General features: G+C 73.8%; 17 protein-coding genes. 12 read left to right on the forward strand and 5 right to left on the reverse strand.

Annotated elements, in window-relative coordinates; translation table 11 throughout:
• Positions 1 to 19: 19 nt before the first annotated feature.
• A complete protein-coding gene (gene mshD / locus ITJ40_RS15115; RefSeq protein WP_194667862.1) occupies positions 20 to 949 on the reverse strand; it encodes a mycothiol synthase in 930 nt (309 codons plus the stop codon).
• Positions 918 to 1,610 (reverse strand): response regulator transcription factor, encoded by a 693-nt coding sequence (locus tag ITJ40_RS15120; RefSeq protein ID WP_194636094.1) that lies wholly within the window; start codon positions 1,608 to 1,610, stop codon positions 918 to 920. The genes mshD and ITJ40_RS15120 overlap by 32 nt, the downstream gene beginning before the upstream one ends.
• Positions 1,611 to 1,663: 53 nt before the next feature.
• Between ITJ40_RS15120 and ITJ40_RS15125 the strand changes: the two genes are divergently transcribed.
• The 5 genes from ITJ40_RS15125 to ITJ40_RS15145 all read left to right on the forward strand — a co-directional run bounded on the left by ITJ40_RS15125 (position 1,664) and on the right by ITJ40_RS15145 (position 6,649).
• Positions 1,664 to 1,930 (forward strand): hypothetical protein, encoded by a 267-nt coding sequence (locus ITJ40_RS15125; protein WP_194667863.1) that lies wholly within the window; start codon positions 1,664 to 1,666, stop codon positions 1,928 to 1,930.
• Positions 1,931 to 2,101: 171 nt separating this feature from the next.
• On the forward strand, positions 2,102 to 2,701 hold the full coding sequence (locus tag ITJ40_RS15130) for an FABP family protein (RefSeq protein ID WP_194667864.1): 600 nt from the start codon (positions 2,102 to 2,104) through the stop codon (positions 2,699 to 2,701).
• Positions 2,691 to 3,845: a folate-binding protein YgfZ gene (locus ITJ40_RS15135; RefSeq protein ID WP_194667865.1), complete on the forward strand. Its 1,155-nt coding sequence runs from the start codon at positions 2,691 to 2,693 to the stop codon at positions 3,843 to 3,845. The genes ITJ40_RS15130 and ITJ40_RS15135 overlap by 11 nt, the downstream gene beginning before the upstream one ends.
• A gap of 100 nt (positions 3,846 to 3,945) precedes the next feature.
• A complete protein-coding gene (locus ITJ40_RS15140) occupies positions 3,946 to 4,950 on the forward strand; it encodes an aromatic acid exporter family protein (RefSeq protein ID WP_228512605.1) in 1,005 nt (334 codons plus the stop codon).
• A gap of 178 nt (positions 4,951 to 5,128) precedes the next feature.
• On the forward strand, positions 5,129 to 6,649 hold the full coding sequence (locus ITJ40_RS15145; RefSeq protein ID WP_194667867.1) for a hypothetical protein: 1,521 nt from the start codon (positions 5,129 to 5,131) through the stop codon (positions 6,647 to 6,649).
• 27 nt (positions 6,650 to 6,676) lie between these two features.
• Here the strand turns inward: ITJ40_RS15145 and ITJ40_RS15150 are convergent, their stop codons facing one another.
• Positions 6,677 to 7,495, reverse strand: coding sequence for a class I SAM-dependent methyltransferase (locus ITJ40_RS15150; protein WP_194667868.1), 819 nt, complete (start codon positions 7,493 to 7,495; stop codon positions 6,677 to 6,679).
• 35 nt (positions 7,496 to 7,530) lie between these two features.
• Here ITJ40_RS15150 and ITJ40_RS15155 point away from each other — a divergent pair, with 35 nt between their 5' ends.
• Positions 7,531 to 8,286 carry a phosphoglyceromutase gene (locus ITJ40_RS15155; RefSeq protein WP_194667869.1) on the forward strand — a complete coding sequence of 252 codons (756 nt, stop codon included), beginning with the start codon at positions 7,531 to 7,533 and terminating at the stop codon, positions 8,284 to 8,286.
• 83 nt (positions 8,287 to 8,369) lie between these two features.
• On the opposite strand, the gene phoU is transcribed toward ITJ40_RS15155, so the two are convergent.
• Entirely contained in the window at positions 8,370 to 9,023 is a 654-nt protein-coding gene (gene phoU / locus ITJ40_RS15160) for a phosphate signaling complex protein PhoU (RefSeq protein ID WP_012039182.1), read from the reverse strand.
• 205 nt (positions 9,024 to 9,228) lie between these two features.
• Between phoU and ITJ40_RS15165 the strand changes: the two genes are divergently transcribed.
• Positions 9,229 to 10,392, forward strand: a complete 1,164-nt coding sequence (locus tag ITJ40_RS15165) for a cell wall metabolism sensor histidine kinase WalK (RefSeq protein WP_194667870.1) — start codon at positions 9,229 to 9,231, stop codon at positions 10,390 to 10,392.
• Positions 10,389 to 11,069: a response regulator transcription factor gene (locus ITJ40_RS15170; RefSeq protein ID WP_194667871.1), complete on the forward strand. Its 681-nt coding sequence runs from the start codon at positions 10,389 to 10,391 to the stop codon at positions 11,067 to 11,069. The genes ITJ40_RS15165 and ITJ40_RS15170 overlap by 4 nt, the downstream gene beginning before the upstream one ends.
• Positions 11,070 to 11,154: 85 nt before the next feature.
• Here ITJ40_RS15170 and ITJ40_RS15175 read toward each other — a convergent pair whose 3' ends face one another.
• The gene (locus ITJ40_RS15175) at positions 11,155 to 11,721 is read right to left on the reverse strand and encodes a hypothetical protein (protein ID WP_194667872.1); all 567 of its coding nucleotides are present in this window, start codon (positions 11,719 to 11,721) and stop codon (positions 11,155 to 11,157) included.
• A gap of 164 nt (positions 11,722 to 11,885) precedes the next feature.
• Between ITJ40_RS15175 and ITJ40_RS15180 the strand changes: the two genes are divergently transcribed.
• The 4 genes from ITJ40_RS15180 (at position 11,886) to rlmB (ending at position 16,243) form a co-directional block, all read left to right on the forward strand.
• On the forward strand, positions 11,886 to 12,368 hold the full coding sequence (locus tag ITJ40_RS15180) for a CarD family transcriptional regulator (RefSeq protein WP_045529466.1): 483 nt from the start codon (positions 11,886 to 11,888) through the stop codon (positions 12,366 to 12,368).
• Between the two features lie 44 nt (positions 12,369 to 12,412).
• A complete protein-coding gene (gene ispD / locus ITJ40_RS15185; RefSeq protein ID WP_194667873.1) occupies positions 12,413 to 13,645 on the forward strand; it encodes a 2-C-methyl-D-erythritol 4-phosphate cytidylyltransferase in 1,233 nt (410 codons plus the stop codon).
• Positions 13,646 to 13,728: 83 nt separating this feature from the next.
• Positions 13,729 to 15,183 carry a cysteine--tRNA ligase gene (gene cysS, locus ITJ40_RS15190; RefSeq protein WP_194667874.1) on the forward strand — a complete coding sequence of 485 codons (1,455 nt, stop codon included), beginning with the start codon at positions 13,729 to 13,731 and terminating at the stop codon, positions 15,181 to 15,183.
• Entirely contained in the window at positions 15,173 to 16,243 is a 1,071-nt protein-coding gene (gene rlmB, locus ITJ40_RS15195) for a 23S rRNA (guanosine(2251)-2'-O)-methyltransferase RlmB (RefSeq protein ID WP_194667875.1), read from the forward strand. The genes cysS and rlmB overlap by 11 nt, the downstream gene beginning before the upstream one ends.
• Positions 16,244 to 16,284: the final 41 nt, after the last annotated feature.

Below are 16,284 nucleotides of genomic sequence, written 5' to 3' on the forward strand. Positions count from 1 at the left end.
GTCGGAGGAGGCGCGGGGATCAGCCGCGGCGGTACTGGACGTCGACCGCGGCGTCGCGGAACGCGGCCCGGCGGTAGAGCGCCAGGGCGGGAGCGTTGTCGGCCTCGACGTACAGGTCGACCTCCTCGTGCCCGCGCTCGGCCAGCAGGTCGAGGCCGGCGGCGAGGAGGGCCGATCCGAGTCCGCGGGCCGCGCGGTCGGGATCCACGCCGAGCACGTACACCTCCGCCTGGCCGTCCTCGACTTTCAGCCAGTGGAAGCCGGCGAGCCGGCCGTCCGCGTCGCGGGCGAGGAGCAGGAGGGTCGGGTCGAACCACGGCTCGGCGACGCGGTCGTCGAGGTCGCCGCGGGTCATCCGGCCCTGCTCGGGGTGGCTCGCGAAGGCGCGCGCGTTGAGCGCGACCCAGTCGTCGGCGTCCTCCGTCGTGAAGGAGGAGAGGGCCAGGCCCGCCGGCATCGGGCGCGCGCCGAGGCCGGTGTGCGCCGCTCCGACCGACGCGCGCAGCTGCAGGAGCTCGCGGGCCCGGTCGAGGCCCGTCGCGTCGGCGAGGGCGCGGGCCGCGGGGTGGTCCCCGTGCGCCCACACGGAGACGGGGGATCCCGCGGCCTCCGCGAGCACGGCGTCGAGGAGCGCCCTGCCGACGCCGCGGCGGCGGTGGGCCGGATCCACCACGAGCTCGGCCTCGATCCCGCCGTCGCCTCGTGCCACGACGGCCGCGCCGACCGGGTCGTCGTCGGTCCCCGCGACGACGAGGAGCGCGGGTCCGTCCTCCGCGCCGAGCGTCAGGCGGGTCTGCTCGTTGAACGGCGCGACGCCGTCGGCCTCGCGGGCGCGGTCGGCGAGCGCGAGGGTCCGGCGCACGGCGTCGGGCGTCGGGCGGGCGTGCTCGACGCGGTCGACGTCAGGCGCCGCCGCGTCAGGCTCCTGCGGGGGCGGGATCGCGCTCACCGTCCTCCTCGTACACGTTGAAGCGGTATCCGACGTTGCGCACGGTGCCGATGAGCGACTCGAGGTCGCCGAGCTTCGCCCGCAGGCGCCGGACGTGCACGTCGACCGTGCGCGTGCCGCCGAAGTAGTCGTAGCCCCACACCTCGCTGAGCAGCTGCTCGCGCGTGAAGACGCGCGACGGGTGGCTCGCGAAGAAGCGCAGCAGCTCGAACTCCTTGAAGGTGAGGTCGAGCGGCTTGCCGTGCACCTTGGCGGAGTAGCTGGCCTCGTCGATGACCACGCCGGAGGCCTGGATCTTGCTGCCCGTGTGCTCGAGCGCCGCGCGGCCGATGACGAGGCGCACGCGCGCGTCGACCTCGGCGGGGCCGGCGGAGTCGAGGATCACGTCGGTCGCGCCCCAGTCGGCGCTGACCGCGGTGAGCCCGCCCTCGGTGAGCACGAGGATGAGCGGCGTGCCCCCGCCCGTCGTGGTGAGGATCTTGCAGAGGGACTTCGCGCTGGCGAGGTCGCGGCGGGCGTCCACGAGCACGAGATCGGCCGCGGGGGCGTTCACGAGGCTCGACGCATCCGCCTGGATGTGCCGCGTCCGATGGCTGAGGAGCCCGAGCGCCGGGAGCACGTCGGTGTCCGCGGACGACGTCAGGATCAACAGCTGGGCCACAGGGATCCTCCATGGATGAATTCCCCCCATGATACGTGGGGCAGGATTGCGGGGTGACCTCCCCCTTGCGCAGCCTCCTCCCCGTCTGGCTGGCCGCCGCCGTCGGCGCGGTCGTCGTCGCGGTCGCGGTCGGTCCCGACGCGGCACCCCGGTGGTTCCCGCTCGTGCTCGCCACGTGCGTCGTCGCGACCTTCGTGATCCAGCTGGCGCTGCCCCGCAAGACCGGCTTCGTCGACCGGGCCGTCGGCAGCGTGGTCGGGGCCGTGCTCGTGCTCGCCGCGGCCACGGCCGTCGTCCTGCTCGTGCCCGTCGCCGCCTAGACCGGCCGGTCGGATCCGGCGACCCGTGGGGTAGATTGAGACCATGTCGTCGCTGCTTGCTCTGGAACTCTTCTTCACCGGACTGCTGGTCCTGGCGAGCCTCTCCATCGGCTGGGTGTCGCTCGTCGTGGTCTACAACCTCTTCCGCGGCCAGCGCTGACCGCGCGCCGCATGATCGAGATCCCGACCGGCCTGCCCGCCGAGCTCGTCCCCCTGTCCTGGCTGCTCGGCGTCTGGGAGGGCTCGGGCGTCGTCGAGTACGCCGTCGGGGACGAGGTCGTCCGCCGGGAGTTCGGGCAGCGCATCAGCTTCAGCCACGACGGCCTGCCGCACCTCAACTACTCGTCGTACGCGTGGGTCGAGGGCGACGGCGGACCCGTCCCCTTCGTCACCGAGACCGGCTACTGGCGGCTGCGACGCCGCGTCACCGAGGGCGACCCGGGACCCGCGATGCTGCCTCCCACGGGCGAGCGCCCCTTCACGACGGCCGAGGAGGTCGAGACGCTGCGCAACGCCGAGGGCGGCTTCGACGTCGAGGTCGCGCTCGTCCACCCCGGCGGGGTCAGCGAGCTCTACGTCGGCCAGGTGAAGAGCGCGCGCATCGACCTCGCGACCGACGCCGTCCTGCGCACCGAGGGCGCCAAGGCGTACACGGGCGCGACGCGGCTCTACGGGCTCGTCGAGCGCGACCTGCTCTGGGCCTGGGACATCGCGGCGCTCGGCCAGCCGCTGCGCACGCACGCCTCCGGGCGGGTGTCGCATGTCGACTGACCCGGATCCCGCCGTCGCCCGCTCGCCCTTCCTCGACCTGCCCGGCGCCGTCGCCGCCGAGGGGCCGGACGCCGGCGTGCCCGCGCACCTCGGATCGCTCGTGGCCGAGCAGCGGGCGCTCGCCGCGGGCACCGCCATCGTCGACCTCTCGCACCGGGCCGTCCTCTCGGTCACGGGGGAGGACCGGCTGACCTGGCTCGACTCCATCACCAGCCAGTCGCTGCGCGGCCTCGCTCCCGGCGACTCGGCCGAGACCCTCTTCCTCGACCAGAACGGCCGCCTCGAGCACGCGGTCGGCGTGCTCGACGACGGCGTGACCACGTGGCTGCTCCTCGGCGCCGGGGACGCGGCGTCGCTGCTCGCGTACCTGCAGCGCATGCGCTTCATGCTCCGCGTCGAGCCCGCCGACCGCACCGCGGAGCTCGCGGTGATCGGGACCCTCGGCGAGCCCGACCTCCCCGTGGCCGCGCCCGCGGGCGTGCCGCTCGTGTGGCGCGACCCGTGGATCCACGTCGCGCCCGGCGGACACCAGTACGCGACCGCCGCCGCGCATCCGTCCGCGTCGTGGACGTGGAGCGAGCGGCTCGTCCCGCGCGCGGAGCTGCCGGCGCTCGCCGGCCGCGCGGCCTCGGGGGAGCTGCCGGTCGCGGGAGCGCTCGCCGCCGAGGCCCTCCGCATCGCCGCGTGGCGCCCGCGCTTCCAGACCGAGGTCGACGACCGCACCATCCCGCACGAGCTCGACTGGCTGCGCAGCGCCGTGCACCTGAGCAAGGGCTGCTACCGGGGGCAGGAGACGGTCGCCAAGGTGCACAACCTCGGCCGTCCGCCGCGCCGCCTCGTGCTGCTGCACCTCGACGGGTCGGACGCCGTGCTGCCGGGCGCCGGATCCGACGTGCGCCTCCCCGCGGAGGCGGACGGCACGGCGGGCGAGGTCGTCGGCGCCGTCACCTCCAGCGCGCTGCACCACGAGCTCGGCCCGGTCGCGCTCGCCGTCGTCCGCCGGGGCGTCGATCCCGCGCTGCAGCTCGAGGTCGTCGCCGACGACGTGCGCGTGCAGGCCATGCAGGACGTCATCGTGCCCACCGACGCCGGCCGCTCCGCCGACGTCCCCCGCCTGCCGCGGCTCGGTGCGGTCCGCCGCTGAGCGCGGGCGGGAGCGGTCGGCCCGTGCCGCCCGCACCCTGAGGCACCGGGCGGATCCGCGCGCCGCGCTCCTGCGCCTGTGGGGATCCGCGCCCGCCGCCTTGCAGATCGCCATCGCGGCCACGGGCGGCTGGGCCTTCGCGCACCACGTGCTCGGCCACGACACCCCGCTGCTCGCGACGACCGTCACCATCACGAGCCTCGGCTTCGTGCGCGACGCCCGACCCGTGCGCGTGCTCGAGACGGCGATCGGCATGACCGTCGGCATCACGCTGAGCGAGGTGCTGCTGCTCGGGATCGGGCGGGGCGCGTGGCAGCTGTTCGTCATCATCCTGGCGACGCTGCTGGTGGCGCGGCTGCTGTCGTCGAACTCGGCGTTCGCGGTGGCGGCGGGCGTGCAGGCCGTGCTGGTCGCGCTCCTCCCCGCGCCGCCCGGCGGGGTGTTCGTCCGCAGCGTCGACGGGCTCGTGGGCGGCGCGGTGGCGCTCATCGCGACCGCGCTCATCCCGCGGGATCCCCGGCGCCAGGCGATCCGCGAGGCCCGCCGCGTGTTCTCCGAGGCGTCCTACGCGCTCACCTCGCTCGTCACCGCGCTCCGGCTCGGCGACGCGACCGCGGCCGACCGGGCGCTCGACCGGCTCCGGCGCACCCAGCCGCTCATCGACGCGTGGAGCGCCGCGGCGGACTCGGCCCTGTCGATCGCGCGCATCTCGCCCTTCCTCCGCCGGCACCTGCCGGAGCTCCGCGCCCAGCGCCGCGTGCTCGACGGCATGGACCTGGCCGTGCGGAACCTCCGCGTCATCTCGCGGCGCATCGACTTCCTCGTGGTCGACGGCGTCCGGCGCCCGGTGCTCGCGGAGCTGCTCGCCACCGTCTCCAACGGCGTGAACCTCCTCGGGCAGAGCCTGTCCGACCCGTCGGCGGCGCCGCTCGCCCAGCAGAACCTCGTGCTGGTGGCCGTGCGGCTGGATCCGCGCGAGCTCATCCCCGGCGCCCCCGTCGGCGAGGTGATGCTCGTCATGCTCCTGCGGCCGCTGCTCGTCGACCTGCAGGTGGCGTCGGGCGTGGACGAGGCCGCGGCGCGATCGGCGCTGCCCGCGGTCTGACGGCGTCGGACCCTGTGCGGTCGCGGCACGACGGTCGTCTGACCACCTCTACTGTCGGCTCGACCGCGAGGGCGCGTCCACGCGCAATCCCCGCGTCGACGGGCCCGCGCCGCCCGCTCTCGGCGGCGGCGCCGATGCGGACCCGGATCCCCGCTCAGGCGGACCTGACAGGAGCCCCATGCGCATCACGAGACCGCTCATCATCTGCACGCTGGCGGTGGTCGCCCTCGCCGCGTCCACCGCGTCGCCCGCCGGTGCGGCCGCCCGCGGGGCGACGACCGCGCCGTACCGGGTGGAGGCCGCCGCCCCGAAGGGCGAGGCCGCGGTCGAGGAGGTGACGGCCGTGCTCGTCGCCCCCGCGGGCGTGACGCCGGACTACACGCCCGAGGACGTGGCGAGGAACCTCAGCGCGTCGGACGCCTACTACGCGAACGAGACCGGTGGCCGCGTCCACATCCACGCCGCCTCGATCAGCGACTGGCAGGTGCCGGACGACCCGAGCGTGCGCTGCGACGACTTCGCGTCCATCAACGCGTTCGCGCTCCAGTACTCGGGGTTCACGCCCGGGCCGGACAAGCACCTCATGGCGATGGTGCCGTACGACCCCGCGTGCGCGCAGATCTCCAACGCCGCCGAGGGGGAGAGCGTGAACGACGGGGGGTTCCTGTTCATCGGGCAGAACATCCCCGCCACGCTCAGCCACGAGCTCGGCCACAACATGTCGCTGTTCCACGCCTCCTCGGTGCAGTGCTCCGACGCGTGGGACTACGACGAGCACGCCATGCCCGACTCGTGCATGCGCGACGAGTACGGCAACGACGCCGACCTGATGGGGCACGCCCACACGTTCCTGCCCTTCACCGCCGGCACGCTGGATCGGCTGGGGCTCATCTCGCACCGCGTGGTGCCCACGTGCGGGAGCGCCCGGCGCATCACGATCGACACCATGTCGAGCGGCTACGACGCGCAGCGCATCATCTCCTGGGCGGATCCCGAGGACCCGTCGGTGAGCTGGTTCGTGCAGTACCGCGACATCGTGGACGGCCAGGAGTACCAGGCCGTCTACGACTCGCCGTACGCCTCCTCCGACGTGCGTCCCTCCGGCGTGCAGCTGTCGCGGACGGACCCCCTCTACCCGCAGGCCACGTCCATCGCGGTGCGGCCGGGCGACGAGTCGGACATGGCCGAGCGCCTGCTGCCGGGCGACGAGGCGGACCTCCGGCACGGCATGTCGGTCAGCGTCGTGGCCATGGACGAGGACGCGCATCAGGCGACCGTGGACGTGACCGTCCCCTGCGGCGCGGACGGGCGCACCGTGGAACCCGCGCCCAGCACCACGGATTCGGTCCCCTCCGGCGCGATCATGCAGCAGGCGGCGGGCATGCCGGCGATGTGGGGCACGGATGCGGGGTCCGCGATGGAGGCGATGCCCGCGGTGTCCGCGGTGCCCGCATCGGCATCGTCCGGGATGGCGGCGATGTCCGGGATGTCCGCGATGCCGGGGATGTCCGACATGCCGGGGCAGTCGGCGTCCTCCGGGATGCCCGGGATGTCCGCGATGCCCGGCATGTCCGGGACGCCGGGCGCGTCCGCACAGCGCGCGATGCCGGGGGCGGCGACCCCGCCCGCCGAGCACTCGGACGCCGCGTTCCCCGGTCCGCGCTGGAACGTCGCGCGCATCCTCCGGCTGCCGTCCTGATCCCGCCAGCGCCGGCGCCCTCCGCCGTCAGAGGGATGCCGGCGCCACCGCCGACCACGGCACGGTGAGCTCGCCCAGCCGCCAGCGCGCGTGCCCGCCCTCCACGGGCACGCCCGCGTCGCGCATCCGCCTGACCGCCCCGAGCCACTGCTGGCGCGGTCCGTAGACGCCGAGCGGCGCGCTGAGGATCCAGCTGCGGTCGAGGAGCGCGAGCACGTCGTGCACGCGCTCGCCCGGCACGTTGCGGTGGATGAGCGCCTTGGGCAGCCGCTCCGCCACGATCGACGGCAGCTCGAGCCCCGCGAGCCGCAGCGAGATCGTGAGGCTGCGCGGCCCCTCGGCGCGCACGTCGACCCAGCTGGCCACGCGGCCGATCTCGTCGCACGTGCCCTCCACCACGGATCCGCCGGGCGCGAGCCGCGCCGCCATGCGATCCCAGGCGGCCGGCACCTCCGCCTCGTCGTACTGCCGCAGCACGTTGAAGGCGCGGATCACCGTCGGGCGCTCGCCTCCCGGCAGCGGCACCTCGAAGCCGCCGCGCGCGAACGACACGCGCTCCCGCGCCTCGGCGTCCGGCCACGCGGCCAGCTGCTCGCGCGCCCGCGCCACGCGACCCGGCTCGATCTCGATGCCCACGACGCGCGCGTCCGGCCGCGTCGCGCGCAGCCGCCGGTGCATCTCGAGCGCCGTGATGCCGCTCGCGCCGTAGCCGAGGTCGACCACCAGCGGGGCGTCCGCGGTGCGCAGGGAGTCGAGGGTCGCGATCCACCTGTCGACGCGCCGGAGGCGGTTCGTGTTGGTCGTCCCGCGGGTGACGGAGCCGACGGGGGAGGCGGCGCCCGGCATGGGATCAGTCTCCCATCGCTCGATAGGCTGGCGGCATGGCTGAACCCCGCACCCTCGTGCTGCTGCGTCACGGCAACAGCGACTGGAACCAGAAGAACCTGTTCACCGGCTGGGTGGACGTCGAGCTGAGCGAGCAGGGCGTCGCGGAGGGCCAGCGGGCCGGCGAGCTCCTCGCCGAGTCCGGCATCCTCCCCGACGTGCTGCACACCTCCGTCCTCATCCGCGCCATCGACACCGCCAACATCGCGCTCAAGCGCGCCGGTCGCTCCTGGATCCCCGTCCAGCGCACCTGGCGCCTCAACGAGCGCCACTACGGCGCGTTGCAGGGCAAGGACAAGGCACAGACCCTCGCCGAGTACGGCCCCGAGCAGTTCGCCACCTGGCGCCGCTCGTTCGACGTGCCGCCGCCCCCCATCGCCGATGACGACGAGTACTCGCAGTCGGCCGACCCGCGCTACGCCGACCTCGGCGACGCCCTGCCCCGCACCGAGTGCCTCAAGGACGTCATCGAGCGGATGCTGCCCTACTGGGAGTCCGACATCCAGCCCGACCTCGCGTCCGGCCGCACCGTGCTCGTCACGGCGCACGGCAACTCGCTGCGCGCGCTCGTGAAGCACCTCGACGGGATCTCCGACGCGGACATCGCCGAGCTCAACATCCCCACGGGCATCCCGCTCGTGTACCGCCTCGACGAGGACTACAGCCCGATCGTCCCCGGCGGCGAGTACCTCGACCCGGAGGCCGCGGCCGCCGGTGCCGCGGCCGTGGCCGCGCAGGGCTCCAAGAAGTAGCGCGCCCGCACGGACGACGAGAGCCCGACCGGATCATCCGGTCGGGCTCTCGTCATCGCCGCGGGTCGCGGCCCGCCCTGGGATCAGGCGTCGGCCTGCACCCAGTCGCCGGTCGCGAGGTACTGCACGGTCTTCGCGATGGACACCGCGTGGTCCGCGAAGCGCTCGTGGTAGCGGCTCGCGAGCGTGGAGTCGACCGTGTCGACGGCCGCGCCCTTCCAGGTCTCGCCGAGCACCTTGTCGAAGACGCTGAGGTGCAGCTCGTCGATGCGGTCGTCGTCGTTGCGGATCTCCTCGGCGAGCTTCGGGTCCTCCGTGGTGAGGAGGTCCGTGAGCTTGCGGGCGATGGCCACGTCGAGCTGGCCGAGCTCGAGGAAGGTGGGGCGGAGCGACTTCGGGACGACCTTGTCCGGGAAGCGGTAGCGCGACAGCTGGGCGATGTGCTCGGCGAGGTCACCCATGCGCTCGAGCGACGCGCTGATCCGGAGGGCGCTCACGACGATGCGCAGGTCGCGCGCCACGGGCTGCTGGCGGGCGAGGATGTTGATCGCGAGCTCGTCGAGGCTCGTGGCGAGCTCGTCGATGCGGCGGTCCTGCTCGATGACCGTCTCCGCGAGGCTGACGTTCGACTCGTTGAACGCCCGGGTCGCGTTCTCGATGGAGATGGCGACGAGCGCGGAGATCTCGATGAGACGCTCCTGGACCTCGTGGAGCTCCTGCTGGAACACTTCGCGCATGGGGGACGTCCTTTCAGGCCGCCCCGCTGCGAGGGGCGGGGTGGTTCTCGGGCACGGCGGACCCTTAGGTGACGGGCCCACATCCTCCGACTCTGGTCATGCGAGGTTAACGCACGGTGCCGGCGAGCTGAATTCGCGGCCTCCTGGGGCGGATGGCGGGGCCGGACGGCCGGGACGGCCCGACGCCGTCTCCTAGTGTGGGCGCATGGACACCGGTGCGTTGGTGCTCGTCTGCCTCCTCATCGGTCTGGCGGTCGGCGCGGGATTCGTGTGGCTGCTGCACCACGCGGCGGACCGTGGCGACCGTGCCGTCGAGATCACGAACCCGGTCGTCCCCGACGGCGTCGACCAGGTGCTCGAGGCGCTCGAGTCGGCGGGCATCGTGCTGGATCCCTCCAACAACGTCATGAAGGCCTCGCCCGGCGCCATCTCCTCCGGCCTCGTCTTCCACCAGGCGCTCGTCCATCCCGAGCTCGTCTCGATGGTCGACCGCGTGCGTCGATCCGGCGAGCCGCTGGCCGAGGAGGTGTCGCTCGCGCGCGGTCCGTTCGGCTCGGCCGAGTTCCAGATGCACGTGCGCGTCGCCCGGCTCGGCACCCGCTACGTGCTCCTCCTCGCGCAGGACCGCACCGAGTCCCACCGCCTCGACCAGGTGCGCCGCGACTTCGTGGCGAACATCAGCCACGAGCTGAAGACGCCCATCGGCGCGGTCGGGCTCCTCGCCGAGGCGCTCGACTCGTGCGCCGACGACGCGGTGCAGGTGCGGCGGTTCGCCGCCCGGCTCACCACGGAGTCGGCCCGGCTGGCGCGCATCACGCAGGAGATCATCGAGCTGTCGCGGCTCGAGGCGGCGAACGCGCTGGAGAAGGCGGAGCCCGTCGACGTCGACCACGTGATCAGCGTCGCGCTCGACCAGGTGCGCCTCGGCGCGGAGCTCCGCGGCATCGAGCTCGCCCGCGGCAAGCGGTCGCGCTCCACCGTCTACGGCGACGAGGCCCTCCTCGTGGTCGCCGTGCACAACCTGCTGAGCAACGCGGTCAACTACTCTCCCGACGGGTCGCGCGTCGGCATCGGCGTCATGGTCGACGACGGCGCCGTCGAGGTCGTGGTCACCGACCAGGGCATCGGCATCCCGGAGGACGAGCAGGGCCGGATCTTCGAGCGCTTCTTCCGCGTCGACCAGGCCCGCGCCCGCGACACCGGCGGCACGGGGCTCGGGCTCAGCATCGTCAAGCACGTCGTGCAGAATCATGGCGGCGACGTGCGCGTCTGGTCCCGACCGGGCCGCGGCTCCACCTTCACCATCCGCCTCCCCGAGGCATCGCAGACCCCGGCGCTCGCCGGTACGGACATCGGAGAACCCACGTGACACGCATCATGCTCGTCGAGGACGAGGCGTCGCTCAGCGAGCCGCTCGCCTTCCTGCTCCAGCGCGAGGGGTACGAGGTGGACGTCGTCGAGGACGGTCCCGCCGCGGTGGCCTCCTTCGACAAGGACGGCGCCGACCTGATCCTGCTCGACCTCATGCTCCCGGGCCTCCCCGGCACCGAGGTCTGCCGGGAGATCCGCACGCGCTCGGCCGTGCCGATCATCATGCTCACCGCCAAGGACTCGGAGGTGGACATCGTCGTGGGCCTCGAGCTGGGGGCCGACGACTACGTGACGAAGCCCTACTCGACGCGTGAGCTCCTGGCGCGGATCCGCGCGGTCCTGCGTCGCCGCGTCGAGGTCGACGACGAGCCGCTCAACGTGCTCGAGGTCGGGGCCGTGCGCATGGACGTGGAGCGGCACACGGTCGAGGTCGACGGCCGCGAGATCGCGATGCCGCTGAAGGAGTTCGAGCTGCTCGAGCTGCTCCTGCGCAACGCCGGGCGCGTGCTCACGCGCGGCCAGCTCATCGACCGGGTGTGGGGATCCGACTACTTCGGCGACACCAAGACGCTCGACGTGCACATCAAGCGGATCCGCTCCAAGATCGAGCGCGAGCCGTCCGACCCCGTGCTCCTCGTCACCGTCCGCGGGCTGGGCTACCGCTTCGAGGCCTAGCCCTCCGGTCCACGGAGACGACGTCGGCCCCGCCCTCGAGAGGGCGGGGCCGACGTCGTGCCGGGCCGCGAGCGCGGCCAGCGGGCTAGTTCGTGGTGTCCCCGAGGCCCTCGTCGCCCTCCGTGGTGCCGGGGGTCGTGGTGACCTTCGTGTCCGGGGTGGGCCCTGTCTCGCCGGGGACCAGGTTCGTGTAGGTGCCCTGGTCGCCGTTGAGCACCGGGACGTCCATCTCGACGCCCTCGCTGTCGCCGTACTGGATGTAGACCTTCGTGAGCGAGCCCGGCGTCGCGTCGACCGAGTCGAAGGTGATGCGCTGGGAGTCCTCGGCGCCGAACTTCGTGAGGCCGGGCGCCGCAGTGACGGTGCGCGTCTCGCGATCCGCGCTGCCCTCGGTGAGCTCGTGCTGGAAGGAGACGCGCTGGCTGTCGCCGGAGTTGTTGACCAGCGTGACGACGAGGCTCGCGCCCGCCGTGGATCCGCCCTCGGTGAGGAGGATGGCGTTGCGCACCTCGACGTCGCCGACCGTGGTGTCGAACCCGTCGCTCGGGAAGTAGGAGATCTGCGTGGCCTGGGGCGTGATGAACGTGCACGATGACGTGCCGACCGCGATCAGGGCCGCGAGGACGATGGACGATGCGGTACGCGCTCTCACGGGACCCTCCGGTTGTCGCGCGGGCCGGCGCCGGGGCGTCCGGAGGCGTCCGCGCTGGATCAGCTGACCCGGTCAGCCTACGGGATCGGGTGGCGGGCGGCCGCCCGGGGGTGCGCGGGACCCGGCTGGTAACCTGGAGATCACGTCCACAGAACGGGGAACCCATGATCTTCGAGGTCGGCGAGACCGTCGTGTACCCGCATCACGGTGCCGCGACCATCATCGAGGTGAAGAAGCGCGTCATCCGCGGCGAGGAGAAGCTGTACCTCAAGCTCGACGTCAACCAGGGCGGCCTGCAGATCGAGGTGCCGGCGGAGAACGTCGACATGGTCGGCGTGCGCGACGTCATCGGGCGCGAGGGCGTGGAGAGCGTCTTCGCCGTGCTGCGCGCCGAATTCACCGAGGAGCCCACCAACTGGTCGAGGCGCTACAAGGCGAACCTCGAGAAGCTCGCATCCGGCGACGTGCTGAAGGTGGCCGAGGTCGTGCGCGACCTGTGGCGCCGCAACCAGGACCGCGGCCTGTCCGCGGGGGAGAAGAGCATGCTGCAGAAGGCGCGCGGCATCCTCGTGGGCGAGCTCGCCCTGGCGGAGAAGACCGACGAGGAGCACGCGTCCACGCTGCTCGACGAGGTCCTCGCCTCCTGATCCCCGCCGGCGTCGGCCCGCGTCGCCGCCGGTAGCCTGACCGCATGAGCCACGACCCCGTCGTCCCGTCCGCCCGCGACATCGAGGGCGGCGCGGCGGACGGGCCCCGGCTCGGCGTCGTCGTCGTGGCCGCCGGCAGCGGCACGCGGCTAGGGGCGGGGATCCCGAAGGCGCTCGTCGAGGTCGGCGGCGCCACGCTGCTGGCCCGGTCCCTGCGATCGATCCTCGGGCTCGCGGAGGAGGCGCACGTCGTCGTCGTCGCGCCGGGCTCGCACCTGGCCGAGACGACCGCCGTCGTGGAGGCCGTCGCGGGAGCGGCGCGCGCATCCGTCGCGGTCGTGGCCGGTGGCGCGACCCGGCAGGGGTCCGTGCGGGCGGGCCTCGCGGCGCTGGCCGGATCCGTCGACACGGTCCTCGTGCACGACGCCGCCCGCGCGCTCACGCCCACCGCCCTCTTCGCCGCCGTGGCCCATGCCGTCCGCGCCGAGGACGCCGGCGTCGTCCCCGGCCTCCCCGTCACCGACACCGTCAAGCGCGTGGACCCCGCGGGGGAGTGCCTCGGCACCGTCGACCGCAGCGACCTGGTCGGGGTCCAGACCCCGCAGGGCTTCCCGCGGGCCGCCCTCGACGCCGCCTACGCCCGGGCCGCCGCCGAGCACACGGACGACGCGGCCCTGTTCCAGGCGTCGGGCGGCCGCGTCCGCGTGATCGCCGGCGACGCGCTCGCGTTCAAGGTCACCACCGCGTGGGACCTCCGCCGCGCCGAGGAGCTCGTCGCGCGGGCCGAGGACGCCGGATCCGCCGCCTGCCGCCTCCGCTCGGGCATCGGCACCGACGTCCACGCGGTCGACCCGACCCAGCCGCTCTGGCTCGCCGGCCTGCACTGGCCGGGCGAGGCGGGGCTCGCGGGCCACAGCGACGGCGACGCCGTGAGCCACGCGATGTGCGACGCGCTCCTCTCCGCCGCGGGCCTCGGCGACATCGGCGGGATCTTCGGCACCGACGACCCGGAGCTCGACGGGGCGCACGGCGAGGTCTTCCTGCGACGGACCGCGGAGCTGGTGCGCGGCGCGGGCTACCGCATCGTCAACGTCGCCGTGCAGGTGATGGCCGTCCGTCCCAAGCTGTCGCCGCGGCGGGCCGAGGCCGAGGGGATCCTCTCGGCCGCCGTGGGCGCGCCCGTCTCGCTCGCCGGCACCACGACGGACGGGCTCGGCTTCACGGGTCGCGGCGACGGCGTAGCGGCGGTCGCGACGGCCCTCGTCGAGCGCCTCTGACCGCCTCCTCGCGGGGGCCGTCGACCGCCGTCCCGGCCCGTCATCCGGCGGGGGCGCGGATGCGCGCTGACTAGGATCTCTCTGTGACCCTGCGCCTCCATGACTCCCGGACGCAGTCCCTGCGGGACTTCGTGCCGCTCGTCGACGGCAGGGTCGGCATCTACGTCTGCGGCCCCACGGTGCAGTCGGCGCCGCACATCGGCCACCTCCGGTCCGCGCTGGCGTACGACCAGCTGCGCCGCTGGCTCACCCACCGCGGGCTCGACGTCACGCTCGTCCGCAACGTCACCGACATCGACGACAAGGTCATCGACAACGCCCGGCGCGGCCAGGAGGCCGGCGGCACCGAGGAGTGGTGGGCGCTCGCGTACCGCGTCGAGCTCGAGTTCTCCGGCGCGTACGCGGCCCTCGGGATCCTCCCGCCCAGCTACGAGCCGCGCGCCACCGCGAGCATCGGCGAGATGCAGGAGATCATCCGGCGCCTCGTCGAGCGCGGGCACGCCTACGCGGCCGACGACGGATCCGGCGACGTCTACTTCGACACCGCCTCCTGGCCGGCGTACGGCGAGCTCACCCGCCAGCGCGCCGGCGACATGGAGGCCGCGACGGATTCCGACCCACGCGCCAAGCGCGACGTGCGCGACTTCGCCCTCTGGAAGGGCCAGAAGCCCGGCGAGCCCGCGAGCGCGTCGTGGCCGTCGCCGTGGGGCGCCGGCCGCCCGGGCTGGCACATCGAGTGCTCCGCCATGTCCACGCGCTACCTCGGCGCCGAGTTCGACATCCACGGCGGCGGCCTCGACCTCCGCTTCCCGCACCATGAGAACGAGCTCGCGCAGTCCCGTGCGGCGGGGGATCCGTTCGCCCGCTACTGGCTGCACAACGGGCTCGTCGCCGTCGCCGGCCAGAAGATGAGCAAGTCGCTCGGCAACTCGCTCTTCGCCGCCGACCTGCTCGCCTCCGCGCGGCCGGTCGTGGTCCGCTACTTCCTCGGATCCGCGCACTACCGCTCGACCCTCGAGTTCCACGACGGCGCGCTCGCCGAGGCCGAGGCGGCCCTCGACCGCATCGAGACCTTCCTGGACCGCAGCGCCCGCCGCCTCGCCGGCACGCGCTTCCAGGCCGCGCCCGCGGCGACGGACGGCTCACCCGCCGCCGTGCCCGAGGAGTTCGCCGAGGCCATGGACGACGACCTCAGCGTCCCGCAGGCGCTCGCCGTGCTCCACGACGCCGTGCGCGCGGGCAACGCCGCCCTCGACGCCGGCGACCTCCAGGAGGCCGCGTCGCTGCGCGCGGACGTCTCCGCGATGGTGGCCGTGCTGGGGATCGACCCGCTGGCCGACGAGTGGCGCACCGCGTCCGACCAGCCCGCGCGCCGTGCGCTGCAGGCGCTGGTCGAGCACCGGATCGCCGAGCGACAGACCGCGCGGGAGGCCAGGGACTTCGCCCTCGCCGACCGCATCAGACAGGAGCTGGCCGAGGCCGGCATCACGATAGAGGACTCGCCTGGCGGGTCGCATTGGAGCATCGATGGCGAATAAGCCCAGCCGCTCAGGCGCGGTACGGAAGACCAAGAAGGGCCCGCTCAAGGGGTCAGGAGGGCAGGGCAGGCAGGCCCTCGAGGGCAAGAAGCCCACGCCGAAGGCCGAGGACCGGCCGTACCACCCCGCGGGCAAGCGCAAGCTCGCGAAGGACAGGTACGAGGCGGCGTCCGCGGGCGCCAACCGCGGCCGCGACGAGCGGGCCGAGCGCTCGCCCGCACCCCGATCCGCGGCGCCCCGCGCCCGCGCGACCGACCGCCCCGCCGGCGCGGACGCGCCGCGCGCCCGCCGCGCGAAGCAGCAGGACGAGTCCGAGGTCGTGACCGGCCGCAACTCGGTCGTCGAGGCGCTCCGCGCGAAGATCCCCGCGACCGCGCTCTACATCGCCTCGCGCATCGAGTACGACGACCGCGTCAAGGAGGTGCTGTCGCTCGCCACGGGCCGCGGGATCCCCGTGCTCGAGGTCATGCGCCCCGAGCTCGACCGCATCGCCGGACACGACGCCGTGCACCAGGGCCTCGCGCTCAAGGTGCCGCCGTACGAGTACGCGGACGCGATCGAGCTGCTCGACAAGACCATCTCGCGCGGCCAGGTGCCGCTCATGGTCGCCCTCGACGGGATCACCGACCCGCGCAACCTCGGCGCGATCATCCGCTCCGTCGCCGCGTTCGGCGGCCACGGCGTGATCGTGCCGCAGCGTCGCTCGGTCGGCCTCACCGCCAGCGCGTGGAAGACCTCGGCGGGCGCCGCCGCGCGCACGCCCGTCGCCATGGCGTCGAACCTCACGCAGACGCTGAAGGCGCTCAAGCAGCGCGGCGTCTTCGTGGTCGGCCTCGACGGCGGCGGCGACATGTCGCTGCACGAGTTCACCCTCGCCGACCGGCCGATCGTGGTCGTCGTCGGCTCCGAGGGCAAGGGCTTGTCGCGCCTCGTCACCGAGACGTGCGACACCGTCGTCTCGATCCCGATCGGCGCCTCGACGGAGTCGCTCAACGCCGGCATCGCCGCGAGTGTCACGCTCTACGAGATCGGCAAGCTGCGGGCCGCGACGCGGAAGTAGCGAGCCGCACGCACGAGGAGCCGGGACCCCAGGGTCCCGGC

The organism is Clavibacter sp. VKM Ac-2872, assembly GCF_015351105.1.
Lineage (GTDB): Bacteria > Actinomycetota > Actinomycetes > Actinomycetales > Microbacteriaceae > Clavibacter.

Excerpts from the sequence above, each read along its gene's own strand:
- ITJ40_RS15155 (WP_194667869.1), top strand. The coding sequence starts at position 7,531 with ATGGCTGAACCCCGCACCCTCGTGCTGCTGCGTCACGGCAACAGCGAC.
- ITJ40_RS15165 (WP_194667870.1), top strand. The coding sequence starts at position 9,229 with ATGGACACCGGTGCGTTGGTGCTCGTCTGCCTCCTCATCGGTCTGGCG.
- rlmB (WP_194667875.1), top strand. The coding sequence starts at position 15,173 with ATGGCGAATAAGCCCAGCCGCTCAGGCGCGGTACGGAAGACCAAGAAG.
- ITJ40_RS15150 (WP_194667868.1), bottom strand. The coding sequence starts at position 7,495 with ATGCCGGGCGCCGCCTCCCCCGTCGGCTCCGTCACCCGCGGGACGACC.
- ITJ40_RS15135 (WP_194667865.1), top strand. The coding sequence starts at position 2,691 with ATGTCGACTGACCCGGATCCCGCCGTCGCCCGCTCGCCCTTCCTCGAC.
- phoU (WP_012039182.1), bottom strand. The coding sequence starts at position 9,023 with ATGCGCGAAGTGTTCCAGCAGGAGCTCCACGAGGTCCAGGAGCGTCTC.
- ITJ40_RS15130 (WP_194667864.1), top strand. The coding sequence starts at position 2,102 with ATGATCGAGATCCCGACCGGCCTGCCCGCCGAGCTCGTCCCCCTGTCC.
- ITJ40_RS15180 (WP_045529466.1), top strand. The coding sequence starts at position 11,886 with ATGATCTTCGAGGTCGGCGAGACCGTCGTGTACCCGCATCACGGTGCC.
- ITJ40_RS15145 (WP_194667867.1), top strand. The coding sequence starts at position 5,129 with ATGCGCATCACGAGACCGCTCATCATCTGCACGCTGGCGGTGGTCGCC.
- ispD (WP_194667873.1), top strand. The coding sequence starts at position 12,413 with ATGAGCCACGACCCCGTCGTCCCGTCCGCCCGCGACATCGAGGGCGGC.